Origin of the sequence: Salinimicrobium catena, from assembly GCF_900102915.1 — a bacterium.
Classification (GTDB): domain Bacteria; phylum Bacteroidota; class Bacteroidia; order Flavobacteriales; family Flavobacteriaceae; genus Salinimicrobium; species Salinimicrobium catena.
Window position 1 is genome coordinate 234638 of record NZ_FNGG01000002.1, and the last position, 23389, is coordinate 258026.

The 23389-nt window shown below is 44.3% G+C and carries 15 protein-coding genes; 10 read left to right on the top strand and 5 right to left on the bottom strand.

Annotated elements, in window-relative coordinates; all coding sequences use genetic code 11:
* Positions 1–2: 2 nt before the first annotated feature.
* The 3 genes from BLS64_RS05715 to BLS64_RS05725 form a co-directional block, all read right to left on the bottom strand.
* Positions 3–1493 carry a GH3 auxin-responsive promoter family protein gene (locus BLS64_RS05715; protein ID WP_245693380.1) on the bottom strand — a complete coding sequence of 497 codons (1491 nt, stop codon included), beginning with the start codon at positions 1491–1493 and terminating at the stop codon, positions 3–5.
* A 156-nt stretch (positions 1494–1649) separates the two neighbouring features.
* The gene (locus BLS64_RS05720; RefSeq protein WP_093112555.1) at positions 1650–4028 is read right to left on the bottom strand and encodes a PAS domain-containing sensor histidine kinase; all 2379 of its coding nucleotides are present in this window, start codon (positions 4026–4028) and stop codon (positions 1650–1652) included.
* A gap of 465 nt (positions 4029–4493) precedes the next feature.
* Complete coding sequence (locus BLS64_RS05725; RefSeq protein WP_093112556.1) at positions 4494–5843, bottom strand: DEAD/DEAH box helicase; 1350 nt, start codon at positions 5841–5843, stop codon at positions 4494–4496.
* Positions 5844–5978: 135 nt separating this feature from the next.
* Between BLS64_RS05725 and BLS64_RS05730 the strand changes: the two genes are divergently transcribed.
* The 8 genes from BLS64_RS05730 to BLS64_RS05765 all read left to right on the top strand — a co-directional run bounded on the left by BLS64_RS05730 (position 5979) and on the right by BLS64_RS05765 (position 17830).
* Positions 5979–6518, top strand: a complete 540-nt coding sequence (locus tag BLS64_RS05730; protein WP_093112557.1) for an NADPH-dependent FMN reductase — start codon at positions 5979–5981, stop codon at positions 6516–6518.
* Entirely contained in the window at positions 6519–7826 is a 1308-nt protein-coding gene (locus BLS64_RS05735; protein WP_093112558.1) for an anthranilate synthase component I family protein, read from the top strand.
* Between the two features lie 69 nt (positions 7827–7895).
* A complete protein-coding gene (gene tilS, locus BLS64_RS05740; RefSeq protein WP_093112559.1) occupies positions 7896–9206 on the top strand; it encodes a tRNA lysidine(34) synthetase TilS in 1311 nt (436 codons plus the stop codon).
* The gene (locus tag BLS64_RS05745; protein ID WP_093112560.1) at positions 9203–11200 is read left to right on the top strand and encodes a protein-disulfide reductase DsbD family protein; all 1998 of its coding nucleotides are present in this window, start codon (positions 9203–9205) and stop codon (positions 11198–11200) included. Before tilS ends, BLS64_RS05745 begins: the two co-directional genes overlap by 4 nt.
* A gap of 55 nt (positions 11201–11255) precedes the next feature.
* Complete coding sequence (locus tag BLS64_RS05750) at positions 11256–13106, top strand: CocE/NonD family hydrolase (protein WP_093112561.1); 1851 nt, start codon at positions 11256–11258, stop codon at positions 13104–13106.
* Positions 13107–13223: 117 nt separating this feature from the next.
* Positions 13224–15053, top strand: a complete 1830-nt coding sequence (locus BLS64_RS05755) for a DUF885 domain-containing protein (RefSeq protein WP_093112562.1) — start codon at positions 13224–13226, stop codon at positions 15051–15053.
* A gap of 10 nt (positions 15054–15063) precedes the next feature.
* On the top strand, positions 15064–16047 hold the full coding sequence (locus tag BLS64_RS05760; RefSeq protein WP_093112563.1) for an aldose epimerase family protein: 984 nt from the start codon (positions 15064–15066) through the stop codon (positions 16045–16047).
* A gap of 106 nt (positions 16048–16153) precedes the next feature.
* Complete coding sequence (locus BLS64_RS05765) at positions 16154–17830, top strand: sodium/sugar symporter (RefSeq protein WP_093112564.1); 1677 nt, start codon at positions 16154–16156, stop codon at positions 17828–17830.
* A 56-nt stretch (positions 17831–17886) separates the two neighbouring features.
* On the opposite strand, the gene BLS64_RS05770 is transcribed toward BLS64_RS05765, so the two are convergent.
* Both BLS64_RS05770 and galK read right to left on the bottom strand, forming a co-directional pair.
* Positions 17887–18927, bottom strand: coding sequence for a UDP-glucose--hexose-1-phosphate uridylyltransferase (locus tag BLS64_RS05770; protein ID WP_093112565.1), 1041 nt, complete (start codon positions 18925–18927; stop codon positions 17887–17889).
* A gap of 9 nt (positions 18928–18936) precedes the next feature.
* Positions 18937–20106 carry a galactokinase gene (gene galK, locus BLS64_RS05775; protein WP_093112566.1) on the bottom strand — a complete coding sequence of 390 codons (1170 nt, stop codon included), beginning with the start codon at positions 20104–20106 and terminating at the stop codon, positions 18937–18939.
* Positions 20107–20214: 108 nt separating this feature from the next.
* On the opposite strand from galK, the gene BLS64_RS05780 reads away from it, so the two are divergent.
* The gene (locus tag BLS64_RS05780) at positions 20215–20937 is read left to right on the top strand and encodes an NUDIX hydrolase (protein WP_093112567.1); all 723 of its coding nucleotides are present in this window, start codon (positions 20215–20217) and stop codon (positions 20935–20937) included.
* A gap of 61 nt (positions 20938–20998) precedes the next feature.
* Positions 20999–23374 (top strand): glycoside hydrolase family 2 TIM barrel-domain containing protein, encoded by a 2376-nt coding sequence (locus BLS64_RS05785; protein ID WP_093112568.1) that lies wholly within the window; start codon positions 20999–21001, stop codon positions 23372–23374.
* Positions 23375–23389 lie beyond the last annotated feature (15 nt).

Consider the following 23389-nt stretch of genomic DNA (forward strand, 5'->3'; position numbering starts at 1 on the left):
ATTTACAGTTCTGTTTGCAGGTTTCTTTGCAATTCCAGTAACTCCTCTACAAATTCCCGGCTGTTGGATAGCCTTGGGATCTTATGCTGTCCGCCAAGTTTATTTTTTCGTTTCAACCACTGGTAAAAAGTGCCCGAAGCCATTTCTCTCACCAAAGGAGCTTCAATGGCGATGTTTTCTTTTCTTTTGCTGGCATAATCATCGTTTAGCTCGCCCAGTTCCTTATCCAGAATAGCGGTAAATTCTTTGAGGTCATGCGGCGAACGAACGAACTCTACCAACCATTCATGGTAACCTTTTTTCTGGCGCTCGTAAAAGAAAGGAGCGGCCGTGAAATCGCGCAAAATGGCTCCCGTCTTTTTACAGGCCACAGAAAGGGCTTTTTCAGCGTGTTCCACGAAAAGATCTTCCCCAAAAACATTGATGCAATGCTTGGTCCTTCCGGTAATCACGAATCTGTACGGACTGGTACTCGTAAATTTAATGGTATCCCCGATCTTATATCGCCACAAGCCTGAATTGGTGCTGATCACCATTGAATAATTCTTGCCCAATTCCACCTCATGCAACGGGAGAACGGTAGGTTCTTCCAGCAGGAATTCCTTTTCAGGAATGAACTCGTAATAGATACCGTAGTTTAGCATTAAGAGGAGAGCAGGGTCATGTTTTTGATCCTGAAGGCCGAAAAATCCTTCGGTAGCATTAAAGATCTCCAGGTATCTAAGGCTGTTGTTCCTGTCCAGGTTCTCAAAAAGTGGGCGGTAAGGTGCAAAAGAGACCGATCCGTGAAAGAAGACTTCCAGGTTTGGCCAAATGTCTTGAATATATTCTATTTTCTGTTCTCTAACGATGTGCTGCAGCAACAAAAGCATCCACATTGGTGATCCTGCCAGGCTGGTGACATTCTGTTCTGTAGTGATTTCAGCTATTTTTTTGATCTTTTCTTCCCAGTTATTCATCATGGTAACATCCAGCCCGGGAGTTCTTCCGAACTGCGCCCAAAAAGGAAGATTTTTCATGACAATCGCCGAAATGTTGGCAGTGTAAAATCCGTTCTTGTTATTGGAGAAATTATTTTCCTGGCTTCCGCCTATAGAAAGATTTTTGCCCGAAAATAGCTTGGCATCGGGATAATTATTGATGTATAGCGCCAGCATGTCCCTGCCGCCCTGGTAATGACATTGCTCAAGTCCTTCGGTAGAAACGGGGACTATTTTGCTTTTTGCTCCCGTGGTACCCGATGATTTAGCAAACCACTTGATGGGCGTAGGCCAAAGCATATTCTGCTCTCCTCTAAGAATATTTTCAATATAGGGTAAGAGATCTTCATAGTTGGCCAGCGGCACCTGCTTCTGGAACTGTCGGTAGTTCTTTATATCCTTAAAATGATATTCCCGGCCATAAATGGTGTTCTTTGCAGTATCCAGGAGGTTGGAAAGTACCTTTTCCTGAGTCCTTTGCGGATTATTTATAGAATTCTCTAATTCTTCCATCCGGCTTTTCATAACCAGATTTCCTATGGAATCAATTATCCCCATACAATTCGGCGTCGACTTTTGTGGTTTTCATGATTTTACCGGAAAGTTCAGGAAAGAATCCTTCCGAAAAATATTGCCGAAGATACGTAATAATCGGATTTATAATAGAAGTTATTTTGAAATTCCCTGCTCCCGGTACATGGGGAAAGAAAGAATAAAAGAGGTGCCTACGTTTGGTTCACTCTCCACATCTACTGTAGCATGATGCTCTTCCAGGATATTTTTCACAGAGCTTAATCCAATTCCCATTCCGCCGGCCTTATTGGTATAGAAGGATTCAAAAAGCCTGTCAATTTGTTCTTTTTCCATACCGCAACCATTGTCGGTGATCACCACCTGGTAGTTGTCTTTTTGGGGGTTGATGTTGATCTGCAGCACCCCTTCATTATCCATCATGGCCTCACTGGCATTTACGATGAGGTTCAAAAAGGCGATCTTAAGCTTTTCCTTATCTCCATGGATATAATAATGACCTTTGTAATTTTTGACCACCTTGATCCCGGCCAGGTAGATCCTGTCTTTTGCCTGTTCCAGGGCAAGGTTCATCGTTGTAGCCAGGCAACATTTGTGCAGTTTTGGCGGTTTGTAATTAGAAGAGGTTAACAGGTCGGTCACAAGACTGTTGAGGGTTGAGGTACTTCTTCTAATAATATTGAGGTAAGTATCCAGTTCTTTTTTCAACGGATCCTTAAGCTTCTTATCCAGAATGTCTGCAGACATGCCAATACTGGCCAGCGGATTCCTTAGTTCGTGGGCAAGGGTCCTGGCGATTTCTCCCTTGATACTAAGCTTTTCGGCATTCATAAGGGCTTGTTGCGTCTTTTTCTGTTCCTGAACATTTCTTAACAGGATAATATACTCGTATGGATTACCTTTTTTGTTGCGCATGAAAACCTTGGCACGGGCATTATAATAAACCCAGTCTCCGCCTTTGCCCTGCAACCGGAATTCAAAATCTACCACATCTTTATCTGAAGCTTTCATAAGCTTAAAATGAAATTCCAACGCTTTTTCCCTGTCCATAGGATGGATCAAAGGCAGGATATCTAAAAGCGGCATTCCTACCAGCCTTTCTTTAGACATACTTGGATTCGTGGTAAAATCCCGGTTTATAAATCGAATCCTTTCTTCGTAGAGGTTAAATATGATGATCACATCTGGTGAGGTGGTGATTAATTGTTTTTTAAACCTGATGTTATCCTTTAAATTTTGGGCGCGACGTTTTTTACGTGTCACATTCTCAAGGGAGTTGATCAGCATTCCCTTTTGTCTTCGAGTGCTTATTTTAAACCAGTTCTTCTTTCCGTTTCGCCTGAAGCATACTTCAAAATCTTTGGATTCCCCGGTTATCATCGTCTTTTTAAAGATCTCAAAAGCCCCTGTTCGATGAGCCTGTGGATTCAATTCAAGAAAACTTCTGCCAATAAGGTCATCCATTTTGTAATACCTCTTGATCTTCTTATTCACACTTAGATAGGTGAAATCCACAATATGATGATCCTTATCCAAAACGGGCTTAAGCATGAAAATACCCTGGTTCACAGTGTCAAAGACCATTTGCATGAGGTCTTTCTTATGTTTCAGCTCTGCAGTGCGTTTTTTGACCGTGTTCTCTAAGGTTTCGTTGATCCTTCTTAGGTTCTCTTCCGCATCTTTACGTTCTGTAATATCTGAACAAAGGATAGCCACCTTTCTGCTCCTCATGCTGCCAATGGGAAAGGCATACACATCAAACCAGGCTCCCAGGTCTTTGGCATATTCTTCGAATCGCACGGCCTGACCCTCAAGAACTACCTCTGCATAGGTCTCAAACCACTTCTTACTGTGTCTGCCTGAGAGCTCTTTCATTGTTCTTCCTAGGATATTTTTAAGGTGTATCTGTTTTTCAAAAGCGGGGTTTATCTCTACAAAAAGATAATCTACCGGTTTTCGCTTGACGTTGAAAATGAGCTCTATGATTGAGAATCCGTCATCGAGTGAATTGATGAGCATTCTGTACCTGTTGAGGCTTTCCTGCAGCGATTTCTCCGCGCTCAGGTTGACTCCGGTGTTTCTGGTATAGGTGTTTTTATATGGATCAACTGCCTTTGCGAGACTTATGAAGAATTTCTCCTCCTTATTTTCAAATCCATTATAGATACGCGTTTTAAAATGAAATTTTTTCCAGTAACCAAAAGGAGAGCGCAGCCTTACGGTGGTTTCCTTTTCCTCCCCCTGTGCCAGGTCTTCACATGAGCTTAAAAAATGCAGAAAAAACGGGTAATCTTCAGGATGTATGACCCGGTCATAAAAATCCTCACCTTCAAGATGCAGATCTAGAAACTGGTGAAAATACTTGATCCCTTTGTAATTTATTCCTTTGAGGTGCAAATCTTCCGCAGAATTGATGAACAGGAGGAACTCCTGGTGTCCATACCCATTATTGCCCTCAAAGAGGCTGTGAGGAATCCCCAGTAGTTGTTCATCGAGTATATAATTGTCTTTTTTCATGCGAAAACAACATTTATAACTGAAACTACTTCTTAAAATTCAGTAGTTCAGACGAATAAAAATGAGGGGGGTAATATTAAGTTAAATTTAATATAAAAATATGAATACGCAATACACAGAGTATCAGTTTTTTATGTTTTATTCAAAAATTTCTTCTGAACCCTTGTGGCTACTGCATTTCCTGAAAGAAAAAAAAAATCGAAATTTGTTAATTGGCGGACTCAACCCACTCTGAACTACCCTTTTAGAGGGTTCAATATACGTTTATTTCTTCTCCTTTTCGGCAGGAGCAGCCCTTACTGAACCCAGAGTTGGCGGGAAACCACACTTCCGGTATGGCTGATTATAGTTTTTCGTTAACAATCACTCTTAGTAAATTGGCTGATAATTAGCTGTTTAACAGTTATTTTTGTAAAATAAAGTTAATGTAGATTTAATCTTTTTTCCTGTTAGGAACAGCAGGAATCACCTCTTTTTTCGGCGGTTATAATTCTTATCTCCCCGTGTTTTTGGCTTCTTGTATTTCTTTTTGATCTCACGCCGATATGAGCCACCAAGATTCACTTTTTTGTTCTTGTCGCTCTTTTCATGAAAAGCCGGCCCCGGTGCATCCTCATCTTTATAATTCGCAGGATTGTAGATTTCTTTGATCTGTGGTTGTTCTTCAGGGATCTTTTTATCTGAAATTTCTACCTCTTCCGGAAGCTGAATTTTCTCGATCTCCAGGTTCATCAGGGATTCTATCTTTTTAAGCTCTTCTTTTTCCGCGGGTGTAAAGAAAAGAATAGCCTGTCCTTCTTTTTCTGCACGGCCCGTACGACCAATGCGGTGAATGTAATTTTCAGGGTATGGCGGAGTGTCAAAATTGATCACATGGCTTACCTGCTCAATATCCAGCCCGCGCGCCATGACATCTGTCGCGATGAGAATACGGGAATGGCCTTCGCCAAACTCCTCAATGCTCCTTAACCTGTAGTTCTGGGTCTTGTTGCTGTGTATCACCGAGCATTCCCCGGGAAAGAGCAGGTCTAGATCCCCAAAAAGCCTGTCAGCCATCCGCTTATTGCCGGTGAAGATCAGGACCTTATGAAACTTTTCACTTTCCTGCAGTAGGTTTTTCAGCAGATTCACCTTGGTATAATAATTAGGTATTTCATACCCCACCTGATGAATGTTTTCCAGGGGCGCTCCACTTGCGGCAACCGAAACGGTTTCGGGACCTTTAAAATAATCGCCGATCAGGTTTTCAACATCCTCCGTCATGGTAGCCGAAAACATGATATTTTGGCGATTTTTAGGAAGCAGCTCCAAAATGTTGTTCAGCTGGAAGCGGAAACCAAGATCAAGCATCACATCTACCTCGTCTATGACCAGTTTTTGGACCGACTTTAGCTGGAGGTCGCGATTAATGGCCAGGTCGTAAAGTCTTCCGGGAGTGGCCACAATAATATCCTGACCCTGTGCCACCATTTGTTTTTGTGTATTGATGTTGGTGCCACCATAGATTCCCAAAATGCGGTTATTGATGTATTTCGAGATCTTTTCCAGTTCTTCGGTCACCTGTACAACCAGTTCACGGGTAGGGACCAAAATTAAGACGCGAGGATTCTTTTGTTCGGAATATTTCAGCATCTTCAGCAAGGGCAAAAGATAGGCAAGAGTCTTCCCTGTACCTGTCTGCGCTATTCCTACCATGTCCCTTCCGGAGAGAATGACCGGAAATGACTGCTCCTGAATTGGGGTGGGGCTGGAGAGTTCCAGATCTTGCAGCGCATTTAAAAGAGGAGTGGTAAGGTTGAGGTCCTGAAAATTCACGTCATTAAATTTAGTCCGCAAAGGTAAGGTTTAAAAGTTTGTTTTTGCTCACTTAATTCCGCTGGAATTCAATTGAATTTATGTCTTCTGAAGGAATCGGGGGTAATTCGTACTTTTGCCCGAAAGAACATTAGTATGAACAAGATTCTCGCCTTTGCCGGGTCAAACAGTCCCACCTCCATCAACCACCAATTGATCCTGAATGTGAGCCAAAGAATTTCGGAACATGAGGTGGAGGTGCTAAAAATGAGCGAAATGGAAATTCCCATGTTCAGCATTGTAAGGGAAAAAGAGGGCGCGCCACAGGTGGTGAAGGAGCTGTATGAGAAGATCAGGAATTCTAAGTCCCTGATCATCTCTGTAAATGAGAACAACCGAATGGTTTCTGCCTATTTTAAGAATATAATAGACTGGCTGTCGCGTATAGAAAGAAAGTTTCTGCAGGACAAAAAGATCCTGCTTATGAGTACTTCCCCGGGAAGACATGGGGGAGCGGCAGCGTTGGAATACAGCAAGTTCATTTTTACCAGGTTTGGTGGTGTGGTAGTGGAAAGCTTCAGCCTGCCACAATTCTATGAGAATTTTGACCTTGAAAAAGGTACTATTAAGAATGAAGTTTTTGAACTGGGAGTGGTTGAAGTAGTCACCTCCTTCTCACAGCAGATCAAAGAATAGATGCGGGTTTCAAAAAAGCGAACGCTAGAGAATATTTCCGGTTTTAAGAATGCATTGCTTAAATGGGCGCAGCAATTCCAGGAGATAGTGTGGCTTGACAGTAATGATTATGGGCAGGAGCATTCAAAATATGATGCTATTCTTGCCGTAGATGCCTTTACGGCCCTTAAGACCGGAGAAGCAGGAGCCTTTGATGCTTTGGAAGAGTATCAGCAAACCACAGCCGACTGGATCTTTGGATATCTTTCTTACGACCTTAAAAATGACCTTGAAGCCTTATCTTCCAAAAACCATGACGGGCTGCATTTTCCTGCACTTTATTTTTTTCAGCCAAAAAAGCTCTTTTTGATCAGGGGACAAGAGGTGGAGCTCCTGTATCTACGGCTGGTGGACGATGAGATCGAAGAGGATTATTCGGAAATTTTGAAAATGATCTCTTCGGAAGAGGACGAACCACAACCGAATTCGCTTCATCTTCAGCCGCGGATCCCGAAAGCGGCCTACCTGGAGAAAGTTCGGGAAATGCTAAGGCACATTCAGCGGGGAGATATCTACGAAGCGAACTTTTGCCAGGAATTCTTTTCGGAAAATGCCAAAATACAACCGTTGCACACTTACCGGACTTTAAATAATATTTCCAATCCGCCTTTCGCTTCTTATGTGAAGCTTTATGACCTTTATTTGCTTTCGGCCTCGCCTGAAAGATATCTTCAGAAAAAAGGCAAAACCATCATTTCTCAACCTATTAAAGGCACGGCAGCAAGAAGTAAAGATCCTGTCCAAGACCAAAGACTGGCCACGGAGCTGGAAAAAGATCCGAAAGAACGTTCTGAAAATGTAATGATTGTGGACCTTGTTCGAAATGACCTTTCAAAAATAGCGGCAAAAGGCTCTGTTGAGGTCACGGAGCTATGCAAGATCTACTCTTTTCAACAGGTGCACCAAATGATCTCCACGGTAAAAGCGCGTCTGGCCGTGGGTATCCCGGCAGTTGAAGTGCTGCGCAGCACCTTTCCCATGGGCAGTATGACGGGCGCGCCTAAGATCTCGGCCATGAAGATCATAGAGGAGCTGGAAGAAACCAAAAGAAGTGTTTATAGCGGCGCAGTGGGTTATTTCACGCCCCGGGAAGATTTTGATTTCAACGTGGTGATCCGGAGTATTCTCTATAATGCCTCTGAAAGATATGTTTCTTTTTCTGTGGGTGGCGCTATCACTTCAAGATCCATTCCCGAAAATGAATACCGGGAGTGCCTGGTGAAGGCAAAGGCCCTTCTTGAGGTTTTAGGTTCTTCGGCTATCGACTGAACCTGAACCGCTAAGAATCTTAAGGGAAGAGAGCCTTTTTGAATCCCGTTTTTGGTATATTTGAGGTCTATGTTTCTACCATTCAAAGATCATCTCAAGGAGCATTTCCCTAAAGTTGAGCAGTCACGAATACTTGTAGCCATTAGTGGCGGAGTTGACAGTGTGGTCCTGGCTCACCTTTGTAAAAAGGCGAACCTCGATATCTCCCTCGCCCATTGCAATTTTCACCTGCGCGGAGAGGAAAGTGAAGGGGATGAGGCTTTCGTGCTGGAACTGGCAGATGCATTGGAAGTGGAGGTCTTTATTGAAAGCTTTGAAACCGAAGCCTATGCCAGGAGTAAGAAAATATCCATCCAAATGGCTGCACGGGAACTGCGTTACCACTGGTTTGAGGAACTCAGGGAAACTTTGGACTTTGATTATATTTTTACGGCCCATCACGCCAATGATAATCTTGAGACATTCCTGATCAACCTGGTTCGCGGTACCGGCCTGGAAGGGCTCACGGGAATTCCCGAAAAGAACGGTGCTATTCTAAGGCCCTTGTTGTCATTTTCAAGAGCCGAGATCGAGGAGTACGCGCACAATTCTCACCTTAAATGGAGGGAAGACAGCAGTAATGCTTCGGGCAAATACATGCGGAATAAGATACGGCAGGAAGTGGTACCAAAATTACTGGAACTTAACCCGCAGCTGCTGGAAAGCTTCAACAACACCCAGGAGCACCTGCAACAAAGCGCGGTTCTGGTGGAGGATTATATTTCAGCGCTTTTTCCGCGGATTGCCAAACAGGAAGATTACGGGTACAGTTTCAGGATCAAAATGCTGAAGACCATTCCTAATGTAAGGGCAGTTATGTATCAGCTTTTCAAGTCTTTCGGTTTTACCGAATGGAACGATGTGTATGAACTGCTTGAAGCGCAACCGGGAAAGATCGTATATTCCAAGACGCACAGACTGATAAAGGACCGGGAAAAGCTGTTGCTGACCACCCTTTCTTCCGAAGATGAGCGCGAATATGAGATTCTGGCAGAAGAGGAGGTCGTTATGCTTCCAATGGGAACTTTTCAGTTCGAAACCGCCAGGGAATTGAGCGAAGTGGGAAAAGATTCTATCTTTCTGGATCAAAACAAGCTTAAATTTCCTCTGACTGTAAGAAAATGGGAAGAAGGGGACCATTTCCACCCTTTTGGAATGAAAGGAAAAAAGAAACTGAGCAAATTTTTTAAAGATGAGAAGTTATCTTTGCCCGAGAAAGAGAATTGCTGGTTGTTATGCTCAGACGATGAGATCGTCTGGGTGATCGGCTACAGGGCAGATGCGAGATTTGGAGTGGACGAAAAAACTTCGACCATTTTAAAATTAACTTTTACACCATGAGATTTTTACTACTAAGCTTCCTTTTTTTGACTTCGGTTCTAACCGCCAATGCGCAGTTATTCGATCAGCAGGATTCAAAGATCCTGAACCCTGTAAAGTGGACCGCAGAGGTAGAGCAAAGGAATGATTCTATATATGACCTGGTTTTCACTGCAAAAATGGAATCTGGCTGGCACCTGTATTCCCAGGAAGAAGTAGCGGCGGGAGGGCCTTTGCCGACCGAATTCAATTTTAATGCAGAGGAAGGAAATTATGAACTTATAGGTGAAACCAGGGAACCCGATGGGGTAGCTTTGTTCGACCCGGTCTTTGAAATGAACATCAAGTATTTTGAAGATGAGGTTGAATTTGGACAGACCATCAAAGTAAAGCCTGAAGCCTTGCCCACTGTGGAAGCCAGCGTGTTTTTCATGGTATGTGATGAAGAGCAGTGCCTCGCTCCTGAAACCGTACCGTTTACCCTCTCATTAGCTGCCGGTAGAGCTCTTGAAACTGTATCCAAAGTCGAGATATCTGAAGAGGATCATGCGAAAACCGCTGCTTTAAATATTAATGTGAAAGGAGCTGCCGGCGTGGAACTGGAGGAAGAAGAGGAAGCAGGTTACATGTCCCTGTTCTTTCTTGGCTTTATTGGTGGCTTGATCGCCCTGCTAACACCTTGTGTATTCCCAATGATCCCGCTAACGGTATCCTTTTTTACCAAGGGCGCAAGGACCAAGAAAAGAGGTTTGGTGAACGCCATCATGTATGGGGTCTTCATTTTCTTCATTTATCTCTTGCTGAGTCTGCCGTTTCACCTGTTGGATTCGGTTAACCCTGAGATCCTCAATAATATCTCCACAAATGTCACGCTGAACATCATCTTCTTTGTCATCTTCATCTTTTTCGCCTTTTCCTTTTTCGGATATTACGAGATCACGCTGCCCAGTTCCTGGAGCAATAAAATGGATGATAAAGCTTCGAGTTTTGGTGGGATATTAGGAGTGTTCTTTATGGCGCTTACTCTTGCCATAGTTTCTTTTTCCTGTACAGGGCCTATTTTAGGATCTTTATTGGGAAGTTCGCTCACCACAGATGGCGGTGCCATGCAGCTTTCCTTCGGAATGGGAGGCTTTGGGCTGGCCCTGGCTTTGCCTTTCGCGCTTTTCGCGCTGTTCCCAAACTGGCTCAATTCCCTTCCGAAGAGCGGTGGTTGGCTGAACTCAGTCAAAGTGGTCCTGGGTTTTATCGAACTGGCACTGGCTTTCAAGTTCCTTTCCAATGCCGATCTTGTGCAGCATTGGGGGATCCTGAAAAGGGAAATTTTCATCGGGATCTGGGTGATCGTTGGAATAGGTCTTTTGCTGTATCTCTTCGGGATCATTCGGTTTCCACACGACGGTCCCAAAACGAAACTCAGCAAAGGCCGTCTTTTCTTAGGATTCATCACCCTGGCTTTTGTGGCATATTTGATACCCGGTCTTTCCAACACACATCATGCTAACCTGAAGCTGTTGAGCGGATTTCCACCGCCGTTATTCTACAGTATCTACGAAAAAGAGACCGAAGGTCCTTTAGGATTGAAGGCCTACAAGGATTTTGAGCAAGGAGTGGCTGCAGCAAAGGTACAGAATAAACCCATTTTATTGGATTTTACAGGCTGGGCATGCGTGAACTGTCGTAAAATGGAAGAACAGGTGTGGAGCGATCCTGCTGTTTTTGACGTGATGCAGGATGAGTTCATACTCATCTCCCTTTATGTAGACGACCGGGAGCAATTGCCTGAAGCAGAACAGTTTAATTATGTAAGGCCTAACGGTACGGTGAAAGAAATACGTACGGTAGGCGATAAGTGGGCCACTTTCCAGACGCTTAATTTCAGGAACAATTCCCAGCCGTTTTACGTGCTGATGGATTCAGAAATGAACCTGCTTAACAAGCCAGTAGGTTATACTCCAGATGCAGATAAGTTTCTGGACTGGCTTTCTGAAGGAGTAAAACAGTTTAACAGGTAGCTGCAGCAGTTCGCGGGAATTTTTATCTTTAGGAACTTTTTAAAAACCCTGAAGAATGAAATTATTTCCAAAAACCTTTTTATGGCTGTTTTTACCTTTTGTCGCTGCTCCTGTTTTTGCGCAGGAACAGGATGAATATGATGTTGCGGCAAATTACAACAAGCAGGAGGTTGAGATCACCATGCGTGATGGTATTAAACTCCACACCACCATCTACTCTCCAAAAGATACTTCTAGAGAGTATCCTATCCTTATTTCCAGGACTCCTTATAGTTCCAGGCCTTATGGAGAGGACCAGTTTCGGTCAAAAATAGGCCCCAATGAATACCTTATGAAACAGGGTAACATCATTGTTTACCAGGACGTTCGCGGCCGGTGGATGAGCGAAGGAGTGTACGACAATATGAGGCCATATATTCCGCAGAAAAAAGGCAAGGAGATAGACGAGGCCAGTGACACTTATGATACAGTTGAGTGGTTAGTAAATAATGTGGACAACAACAACGGAAAAGTTGGAGTTTGGGGAATTTCTTACCCCGGATTCTATTCCACTTATTCTTTGTTAGATGCGCATCCTGCCGTGAAAGCGGTTTCCCCGCAGGCTTCGATAGGGGATTTTTTCTTTGATGATTTCCACCACAACGGGGCTTACCTGTTGAGCTATTGGAGAGCTACCGCCGTTTTTGGTTATGAGAAGAACACACCTTCAGACACTACCTGGTATTCATTTCCCGAACTGGGAACAAAGGATCAGTACCAGTTCTTTCTGGATGCAGGCCCATTGAGTAACCTTGATAAGTATTACAAGGAAGACAATGTATTCTGGCAGCAGCTAAAGGAGCATCCCAATTATGACGAGTTTTGGCAAAAAAGGGGAATTGTGCAGCATCTGGATGATATCGAACCTGCGGTAATGATCGTGGGAGGCTTGTTTGATGCCGAAGATCTTTACGGTCCGTTCAATATTTATGAGACCATAGAGAAGACCAGTGACAACTTCAACATCCTGGTCATGGGGCCGTGGAGCCATGGAGACTGGGCCCGCACTAAAGAAAGACAGGCCATTGGGAATGTCTATTTTGGGGACAATATTTCCAGAGATTATCAAAAGGAAGTGGAAACACTTTTCTTTAACCATTTTTTGAAGGAAAGCGGCGACAAGAACATTCCGCTGCCCGAAGCTTATATGTATGATACCGGGCTTAAAAAGTGGAAAGAATATTCTGCCTGGCCTCCAAAAGAAGCTAAAAAGAAGTCTTTTTACCTGGGCGAAGATCAGGAGTTGATGACAACAGCATCAGAAGGGGCTGAAGAGTTCATCAGTGACCCGAAAAAACCGGTTCCATATTCCGAAGACATTAAAATGGTTTTTACGCCAAGAAAATATATGACCGATGATCAGCGGTTTGCCGCCCGCAGGCCCGATGTCCTGGTCTATGAAACCGAGGTGCTGGAAGAAGATCTTACCCTGGCGGGGGAAGTCCTTGCCAAATTAAATGTGGCCACCACAGGTACGGCAGCAGACTGGATCGTAAAGGTAATTGATGTGTACCCTCCAGATGCCGAGGATACTCCCGAGACGCAGGATCATCTTAAGATGAGCAATTACCATATGATGGTAAGAAGTGAGGTGATGCGGGGCAGATTCAGGAACAGTTTTGAAAAACCTGAACCTTTTGAGCCGAATAAAAAGACAGCCGTGAACTTCCAGTTGCAGGATGTGCATCACACCTTTAAGAAAGGTCATAAATTGCAGATACAGGTTCAAAGCACCTGGTTCCCGCTTATAGACTTGAACCCGCAGACCTATGTGGACAATATCTTTAAGGCAAATGAGGAAGACTTTCAGAAGCAAACGCACAAGGTGTTCCATGACTCGGAGATCATTCTTAACGTTCTGGAATAAATTCTAAAACTACTTTTTAAAACACGCTTTTTGGGTGCAAATTCTTCCACGTAAGAAAATTTCCCCGAATCGCGTGTTTTTCTTACTTTGGAGATTCGATTTTAAACCCGAACTATTATGAACCTACGAACAAGTATATACCCTGTGCTGTTGGTCCTGTTTCTCAGCCTGGCCGGTTGTAAAAAGGAAAAGGAAACAGATATTTCCGCAGCAGATACGCGACAGGAATCCCGGAAATTAAACGAATATTTTGAAAAGGAGTTTCAAAAAGATCTTAATGAATCCCCCATGCTGCAAACGCGCCTGGGTATCAAAAAAGATTATGGTTCCTGGGACGATTTTTCACATCTTAAATATGCCGAAGATCTCAAAAAGGCCAAAAAAAGGCTGGCTTATCTCAAAGATTCCATCAATCAGGCGGCACTTGATGAAGATGCGGCCCTTAGCTACCGACTTTACAAACAGCAGCTGGAAAATGAGATAGAAGATTATCGTTTCAGGTTCTACGATTATCCGGTGAACCAAATGCATGGCATTCACGCTGAATTGCCCGCTTTCCTGATCAATATGCACAAGATCGAATCAGAAAGCGATGCGAAGGACTATATCTCCCGATTGAATAAAATTCCGAAAGTGATGAAAGACGTGGAAAAAGGGCTGGAGCTAAGGGAGATGAACCAGATCATGCCGCCAAGTTTCGTATTCGCACACACCATAGAAGCTTCCAAAAACCTGATCTCGGGCAAACCTTTTGAGAAATCGTCTGAACCCAGCACTCTTTTGGCCGATTTTAAAGAGAAAGTGGAAAAACTGGATCTTTCTGCGGAAAAGAAATCGGCTTTGATACTGGAGGCTCAAACCGCTTTGACAGATTCGGTTAAACCTGCCTATGAAGGGTTGATCGCTACCCTGGAAGATCAGTCGCAAAGGGCGACCCAGGATCATGGAGTCTGGAAATTTCCGAAGGGGAAAGAGTTCTATTCCACGGCGTTAAAACGCATGACCACTACAGATCTTGCTGCCGAAGAAATCCATGAGATAGGCCTTCAGGAAGTGGCGAGGATCCACAAGGAAATGGAAGAGATCAAAGAAAAGGTTGGTTTTGAGGGCAGTCTGCAGGATTTCTTCAAGTTCATGAGAGAAGATGAACAGTTCTATTATCCCAATACGCCTGAAGGGAAGGAGAGATATCTTACCGAGGCCAAGGATATTATCAATACCATGAAAGGCAGGCTGGACAGTCTTTTCTTAACAAAACCCGAGGCCGATATCGTGGTGAAGGCCGTGGAGCCTTTCCGCGAAAAAAGCGCGGGGAAAGCCTTTTATCAGCAACCTGCCCTGGATGGTTCCAGGCCGGGAACTTATTACGCTAACCTATATGATATGAAGGCAATGCCCACGTACCAGATGGAAGCGCTGGCTTATCATGAGGGAATTCCCGGGCACCATATGCAACTTGCCATTGCCCAGGAACTGGACAGTCTGCCCATGTTCCGAAAGCTGAAAATCTACACGGCTTATGTGGAAGGTTGGGGATTGTACAGCGAAAAGGTTCCAAAGGAAATAGGCTTTTATGAAGATCCGTATTCAGATTTTGGCCGCCTGGCCATGGAGCTTTGGCGTTCTATCCGTCTGGTAGTAGATACCGGAATACATACCAAAAAATGGACCAGGGAAGAGGCTATAGAATACTATAAGACCAATTCTCCCAATGCAGAAAGCGACGCCGTCAAAATGGTGGAAAGGCATATTGTTATGCCCGGGCAGGCCACAGCCTACAAAATTGGGATGAACAAGATCCTTGAACTGCGCGAAAAAGCGAAAAAGGAACTGGGTTCTGATTTTGATATCAGGGAATTCCACGATGTGGTGCTTACCAATGGTGCCTTGCCGCTTAATGTACTGGAGGATTTAGTGAATGACTGGATAGCAGAAAAAATGGCCTAAAAATTAGAATTTGAAGGAATTAAAAGTTGTATCGCTAGTAAACAGCCGCGGTACAGAACTCAAAATAGGAAATTTTGGCGCGACGGTCCTCAGTTTAAAGTTGTGCAACAGGGGAAAAACAGTGAACGTAGTAACCGGACCCGAAGACCCTGCAGATTACATTTCGGCAATTTATAGGAAAAAAGGGAAGTTCTTCGGTGCTTCTGTAGGCAGGTTTGCGGGGAGGATCGCCGAAGGTAGCTTTTCAATTGAAGGTAGTAAGTATCAGGTGTCCTCCAAGGAAGGGGTGCACTTGCATGGCGGTCAAAACGGTTTTTCCTACAAATTCTGGAAGATAGAAACCACTTCGGAAGGGCCCGACCCTTCAGTCACACTTTCATATTGCAGTCCCCATGGAGAGGAAGGTTTTCCCGGAGAACTTCGCGTAAAGGTCAGGTATGTATTGACTGAAATTAATGAAGTATGGATAGATTATTCAGCTGAAACAGATCGGCCAACCATTGTAAATCTTACCAACCACACTTATTTCAATCTTAATGGCTTCGGAGATGTTCGCGGCCATGAATTACGTATTGACGCAGACAAGGCCCTGGAGGTGGATGAAAAGTTGCTTCCCACCGGCAAGTTTTCAGAAGTAAGAGCGACAGAATGCGATTTTCAGCAGCAAAAAATGATTGATGAGATCCCACTGGATACCACCTTTGTATTTTCCACAGGCACAGAGGAGAGGGAGAAGGTCCATCTAAAAGGAGACCAAAGCGGCATTTCTCTCTCTGTAATTTCGAACCAACCGGCGGTTGTTGTTTACGTGCCGGAAGAACTGCCGGATAACTGGCAGTACAGCACCATAATTGGAAAGTCTCGGCAAGCCATATGCCTGGAAACTCAGGTACATCCCGATGCGCCTAATCATCAACATTTTCCTTCTGTAGAATTAAGACAGGGTGAAGAATATCAGAATTCCACGCGATGGATCTTTAAAACCGAAAGTTGAAAACTTTTTAAGTGTATATAATACGTTTAAACAGATTTAATTCTATATTTAACAAAACTTTTAGACCCCGGGCTGAAGCTTAAAGTAGGCCCTCAAAATTTGATTTATGGAATTCGCGGCTTTAGATTACATCATTTTCGCAGCTTATGCTTTGTTGATCATAAGTATTGGTCTTTGGGTGTCACGTGGAAAAGGAGACACTTCGGAAGATTATTTCCTGGCAAGTAAATCGCTCCCCTGGTGGGCTATTGGTACGTCTCTTATCGCAGCAAACATCTCTGCCGAACAATTTATCGGTATGTCGGGCTCTGGTTTCGCCATAGGTCTTGCCATTGCCTCCTATGAATGGATGGCTGCCATTACCCTGATCATCGTGGGGAAATATTTTCTGCCCATTTTTATTGAAAAAGGCCTTTACACGATCCCTGAATTTATTGAAGTACGCTACGGCACCAACCTGAAGACCATCCTTGCCATCTTCTGGATAGGCCTATTCATTTTTGTGAACCTAACCTCTGTGTTATATTTGGGAGCGACGGCCCTGGATACCATTATTGGGGACGGTGACGGGTCAATTTTCATGTATTCCATTATTGGGCTAGCACTTTTCGCGGCAGCCTATTCACTTTACGGAGGTTTGGCGGCTGTGGCCTGGACAGATGTAGTGCAGGTGGTGCTCCTTATTGCAGGTGGTCTTATCACTACTTATATCGGGTTGTCTCATGTGGCTGAAGATGGCAATATTTTCTCAGGCATGGTGCAGATCTATGAACAGGTGCCCGAAAAATTCAGCATGATCCTACAAAAAGGAGAGATCATCACTCCCAGCGGGAAAGATGCCTGGTGGGACCTGCCCGGTCTTGCGGTGCTTTTAGGCGGAATGTGGGTTGCCAATCTCTATTACTGGGGCTTTAACCAGTACATCATTCAAAGAACGCTGGCGGCGAAAAGCCTCAGGGAGTCCCAAAAAGGGATCATCCTTGCCGGATTTTTAAAACTGCTTATTCCGTTAATAGTTGTGGTGCCAGGTATCATTGCTTACGTGATGAATACGGGACCCGGCGGAGCTTTTGGCCCGGAATATACAGATCCTTCCTTCATTGCCGAAGGTGGCCGGATCATAAATGACAACGCTTTCCCATGGTTAATTAGAGAGTTCGTGCCAATAGGGCTGAAAGGGCTGGTTCTGGCCGCACTTGCTGCTGCGATTGTTTCCTCGATAGCCTCTATGCTCAACTCAACCGCGACCATCTTTACCATGGATATTTACAAACCTTATATTCAGAAGTCTGCTTCCGAAGGAAAACTGGTTACCGTGGGACGTATCTCTGCTTCCTTGGCTTTGATTATCGCGGTTTTTCTTGCTCCCCAACTGCGCAACCTGGGACAGGTGTTCCAGTACATCCAGGAATATACCGGAGTGGTGAGTCCGGGGATACTGGCCGTTTTCATGCTTGGCCTGTTCTGGAGAAAGACCACCAATAATGCAGCGATTTGGGGAGTCCTTGCCTCCATCCCAATTGCACTGTATTTCAAGGTGGGGCCAAACGGCTGGACAGACAGTTCTTTATTTTTAGAACTACCGTTCATGCATCAAATGTTCGCCACCTGGATCCTCACTATGGCCATTATGGTAGTGATCAGTTTAATGGAGACCAAAGGAAAAGATCATCCCAAATCTATTGTCATTACCCGGAACCTGTTCAAGACGGGCACTGCATTCAACATAGGTGCCTTCGCGATCATGCTGATCGTTGCCATGCTGTACGCGATGCTGTGGTAACCAGAATTAAAGAAATTAAAAAAGGCCGGTTTTACCGGCTTTTCTTGTGTTAAATACTACCATTCAGTATAGTGCACGTCCGGCAGATCTCTTAAAGTTTCGGCGGCCTGTTCGGCGGTGATATCCCTCTGCGGACCGGCGAACATCTCATATCCTACCATGAATTTTTTCACGGTCTTTGACCTTAATAACGGCGGGTAAAAGGACATGTGGAAATGCCATTCCGGGTAATTCTTCCCATCGGTAGGACTTTGATGTATTCCTGAAGAGTAAGGGAAGGAGGTCTGGAAAAGATTGTCATATTTAATAGAGAGCTTTTTCAGGATCTCTGCGTAGGCATGTTCTTCTTCAGAATTTAGCTGCCCAATATGCTGAAGATGACGTTTTGAGGCGATCAGGGTTTCATAAGGCCAAACAGCCCAATAAGGAACCAGTGCCACAAAATGTTCATTTTCCAGCACCAGGCGTTCTTTAAGCTCTAATTCCTGCTTTAGGTAATCTCCCAGTAAGCTTCGGTTGTTCTTTTTCCAGTATGTCTTTTGGTGTGCCGACTTTTTCTGAACTTCGACAGGAACCGAAAGTTGTGACCAGATCTGCCCGTGCGGGTGCGGATTGCTGCAGCCCATGAGATCACCCTTGTTCTCAAAGATCTGCACGTAGTTGATGTCCTCCATGCTGCCAAGGTCTTCGTACTCTTCTTTCCATTTTTGGATCACCCTTACAATATCGGGCACCCGCATCAATGGCAGGGTAAGGGAATGATCAGGAGCAAAACAGACCACGCGGCAGATCCCGGTTTCCGATTCAGCTTTCAGCAGTCCTTCATTTACGGCTCCTTTAGGACCTTTGGGCAGAAGTGCTGAAAAGTCATTCCGGAAAGTGAAGGGAGTTTTATAATCCGGATTTTTTTCACCGTTGGCGCGAACATTTCCGGGGCAAAGAAAACAGTCGGCGTCATAAGAAGGGCGTTTTTCTTCAGCCACCTTTTCCAGTTTTCCCTGCCAGGGCCTCTTGGTGCGGTGAGGTGAAACCAGCACCCATTCGCCGGTGAGTATATTGTATCTTCTGTGGGGATGTGTATTGAATTCCTTGTTCATATTTCAATTTTACGAACGAATGAGTTTTGTGCCTTCTTCGGGCGCCACGATTATAGCTTCCGGCTGAATTCCGAATGCCTCGAAATAAGCCGCTGAAGCTTTTGAAACGAATTCTTCTACAGCCTCTTCTTTGATAAGGTTAATGGTACAACCACCAAATCCGCCGCCCATCATTCTGGCGCCATAGACACCATCAAATTCCTTGGAAAAGTCGACCAGGAAATCCAATTCTTTGCAAGATACTTCATAATCATCGCGCAGGCCTACATGTGAATCGTACATGAGATCGCCAAAGTTGGAAAGATCGCCGGTCTTTATGGATTTTACAGCCTGCAGAACCCTTTCGTTCTCCTGTAGCACGTAGAGCGCTCGTTTGTATTGCACATCAGAAAGTTCTTCTTTAACATCTTCTAAAATATCAAAGCTAACATCTCTTAAAGATGCGGCTTGAGGATGCTTTTTTTGAATGGCCAAAACCGCTTCCTCGCATTCTTTTCGCCTGGTGTTGTATTCGCTGTCTGCCAGGCTATGGGTTACGCGGGTATTGAGCAGAAGGATCTTAAATCCTTGGAAATGTGCAGGAACATAGGCGGCTTTCAGTATCTGGCAATCAAGAAGCAACAGGTGATCTTTTTTGCTCAGCATAGAGGCATACTGGTCCATGATCCCACATTTGGTGCCCACATAGTTGTGTTCCGCTCTCTGGGACAGCTCTGCCATGGTCTGCCGGTCAAGGCCAAGGTCAAAAAGTTCATTTAATCCGAAAGCCATTCCACACTCCAGTGCTGCGGAAGAACTTATGCCCGCGCCAACGGGAAGATCACTGTCGATGATGCAGTCAAAACCCGTAAGTTCTTTTTCCTGCTTCTGAATTTCACTTATCACTCCCAGGATGTAGTTCTCCCATTGCTGCTCACTTCTAGAAATTTTCCTTAGGTCAAAACTGAAATTTTTTTCATAGGTCTTACTGTAAATGTTGCAATGGTGTTCAGAACTATTTTTAGCAAACTGAAGAAGAATGTTTTTGTTTATGGCAGTTGGCAATACGTAACCATTGTTGTAATCTGTATGTTCTCCTATCAGGTTGATCCTTCCCGGTGACTGCACGGTAAATTCCGCGGTAAAGTCCTGAAAAGAGGGAGGTAAATATTTGTCCTGTTCTGAATGTTTCGTACTCAAGAAATAAATTTTTAGAATAGTTCAAATATAATAAATGTATTTTCTACTTTTATTTTATTCTTAAGGGAAATTTCCGTTTTTTGTATACACTTTAATCCGCTCTTTCCAATGTACAAAGAAAAAGAACAGGAGCCTGTAGCTCTTTATGATTTCTACCAGCAAAAGGACAAGATGTACGTAGCTACAGATTGTATCATTTTCGGATTTGATTCCGGTAGTTTGAAACTGCTAACTTTTAAAAGACGAGTAGAACCTCTAAAAGGGGAGTGGTCGTTAATAGGAAGTTTTGTAAAGCTGGAGGAAGATGTTTCTTCTGCAGCCAAGCGCGTGCTTGAAGAGATCACGGGACTCACCAATGTTTTTATGGAAGAGCTGAAGACCTACGGCGTTGCCGACAGGGATCCCGGATACAGATGTATATCCATAGGGCAATATGCGCTGATCAGGTTAAACGAATATGACAAGGAGCTGGTGGAGCAGCATGGTGCCGTGTGGCACGATGTAAATGATCTTCCCGAACTTGTTCTGGACCATCGCCAAATGGTAGATGATGCCCTGGAAGAACTTAAAAGAAAGGCCCGTTACCGCCCAATTGGTTTCGAATTGTTGCCGGAAAAATTTACCATTCCGCAATTGCAAAGCCTCTATGAAGCCATTTACCAAAAAGAACTGGATTCGAGAAACTTCAGGAAAAAGGTAATGTCGCATAACGTCTTGATCAAGCTGGACGAAAAAGATAAATCTTCTTCAAAAAGGGGAGCTTATCTGTATAAATTTGATCACGACACCTATGAAAAACTGATCAGGTCGGGATACAATTTCGAGATATAGATCTCGCAGGCTTCTTTTTCTGAAAAATAATTGTAATATTTACGTTTATAAAATCGCCTATATGGATCGGTCTGTAAAGTTGTGGGTCTTAGCATGTTTGTCTTTTATTTTCTTTGGCTGTGAATCATTATACCGTGCAGAAAATGGGTTGGATCAGCAGGATTACCAGAGGGTGACTCAAAACTTTGGCAGCGACTGGCAATTCCAAAGGCTGAAGGATAGCGCGGCCGCTGAAGCTGCCTGGGAAAGGGTTTTTATTCCTCATACTGTAAAGATCGAACCCCTGGTAGTGAATGACCAGTGGCAGGGAATTTCCTTGTACAGAAAAGATTTTGAAGTTCAAAAACCCGCAGCCGAGAAATGGTTCTTTCAGTTTGAAGGGGTGATGCAGGAAGCCAGGGTAAAGATCAATGATTCCCTGGTAAAGGTCCATAAAGGAGGATATTTACCCTTTACGGTAGACGCCACAGATCATTTGATCAACAATGCAGTGAACCAGATCGAAGTAGAGGTAAGGAACGTGGATAATTCGGTCATTCCCCCGGGTAAACCTTTAAAAGATCTAGACTTCAATTACTATGGGGGAATTTATCGGGATGTTTTCCTGGTAAAGACGCATCCCCTCCACATTACCAATGCTGTGCATGCCGAGAAGGTCAACAGCGGCGGGATCCTCATACATTTTGATGAAGTTGCCAAAGCCGGGGCTAAGGGATTTGTCAAAACTCATGTTCAGAATGATTCCGAAGAAAAAGGAAAAATCAGCCTGGTCACCGAATTCCGATCTCCCGGCGGCAGAACTTATTCTTTTATTTCAGATCCTGTGAGCATCAAACCTGGTGAAGATAAGTCTATTGAGCAAAAGGTAAACATAGAAGAACCTGAACTATGGTCTCCGGATACTCCTCATTTGTACCAGATAAGGGTGCAGGTGTTGGAAGATGAGAATGTGATCGATTCCCGACAGGTCACTACCGGGATAAGGAAGATCGAACTAACCGCCGAAGGTTTTTATCTCAATGGTGAAAAACTATTCCTTAACGGGACTAACCGGCACCAGGAATATCCTTATGTAGGTTATGCCATTTCTAATGAAGCCAATTATCGCGATGCCTATAAGATCAAAGATGCCGGGTTCAATTTTGTGAGGTTGTCCCACTATCCTCAGGATCCTGCTTTTTTACAGGCTTGCGATGAATTGGGCTTACTGGTGATGAACGCTATTCCCGGGTGGCAATATTATGAGGAAGGGGAGTTCGTTGAAAATGCCCTGCAGGATATAAAGGACATGGCGCGCCGGGACCGCAATCATCCTTCGGTGGTATTCTGGGAAAATTCCCTGAATGAATCGGCTATGACCGAAGAATTCATGATAAGGGCTAATCAGGTGCTAAAAGAGGAACTACCGTACCCCGATACCTTTAGCGCCGGGTGGATTGACCATCCTTCTTATGATCTTTTCATTCCCGCGAGGCAACATTCACAACCGCCGGCGTACTGGAACGAATATGATAAACCGAATCGGCCGATCCTGATCGCTGAGTATGGGGACTGGGAATATTACGCCCAGAATGCAGGGTTTAATCAAAAAGCCTTTGAAGATCTGCAGGAAGAAGAGCGAACGAGTCGGCAGTTAAGAGGTTATGGAGAAAAACGGCTCTTACAGCAGGCGCTTAACTTTCAGGAAGCCGCTAATTCTAATTTGAAGGGTGCGCAGACCATAGGAATGGCCAACTGGCTTATGTTCGATTATAACCGCGGCTATGCCGATAACCTGGAGGCCTCGGGAATTGCCGATATCTTCAGGATCCCTAAAATCAGCTATTACTTTTATCAGAGCCAGAAAGAGCCTGCCGGCGATCCATTTTCAGAAGCTATGGTATTTATTGCCAATTACTGGCAGCCCGATTCTGCTAAAAAGATCACTGTTTTCAGCAATGCCCAGGAAGTAGCCCTTTATCTAAACAATAAACTGATAGAAAAAAAGTTGCCTGAAAGAGATCAGTTCTCCTCAGAGTTGGCTCATCCTCCCTTTTATTTTGAAGTTCCTGAATTTGAACCTGGACAGCTAAGGGCTGTGGGGTATATTGATGGCCAAGAAGTTGCTTCACACTCGATTTTCACTCCCGGAGAGCCGGCAAAAATTGAACTTTCTGTAGATCTTTCGGGAAAACCGATTTCCCGCCGTTCTCCAGATGTAGTCTTTGTTTATGCAAAAGTGCTTGATAAGGATGGGAATCCTGTACCGTCAGCCACTCCACAGGTGAGATTCACGGTAAGGACAGCCAATCAAAATACGGTATTGGTAGGGGAGAACCCGGTGCAGGCAGAGGCCGGAATCGCCAGCATTCTCCTCAGGACAAAAGAATTTGAAGGCCCTGTTGTTATTGAGGCTGAAGCTGAAGGCCTTCAAAAGAATACTATAACTCTAAATTAGTTTAAATGCAAAGGT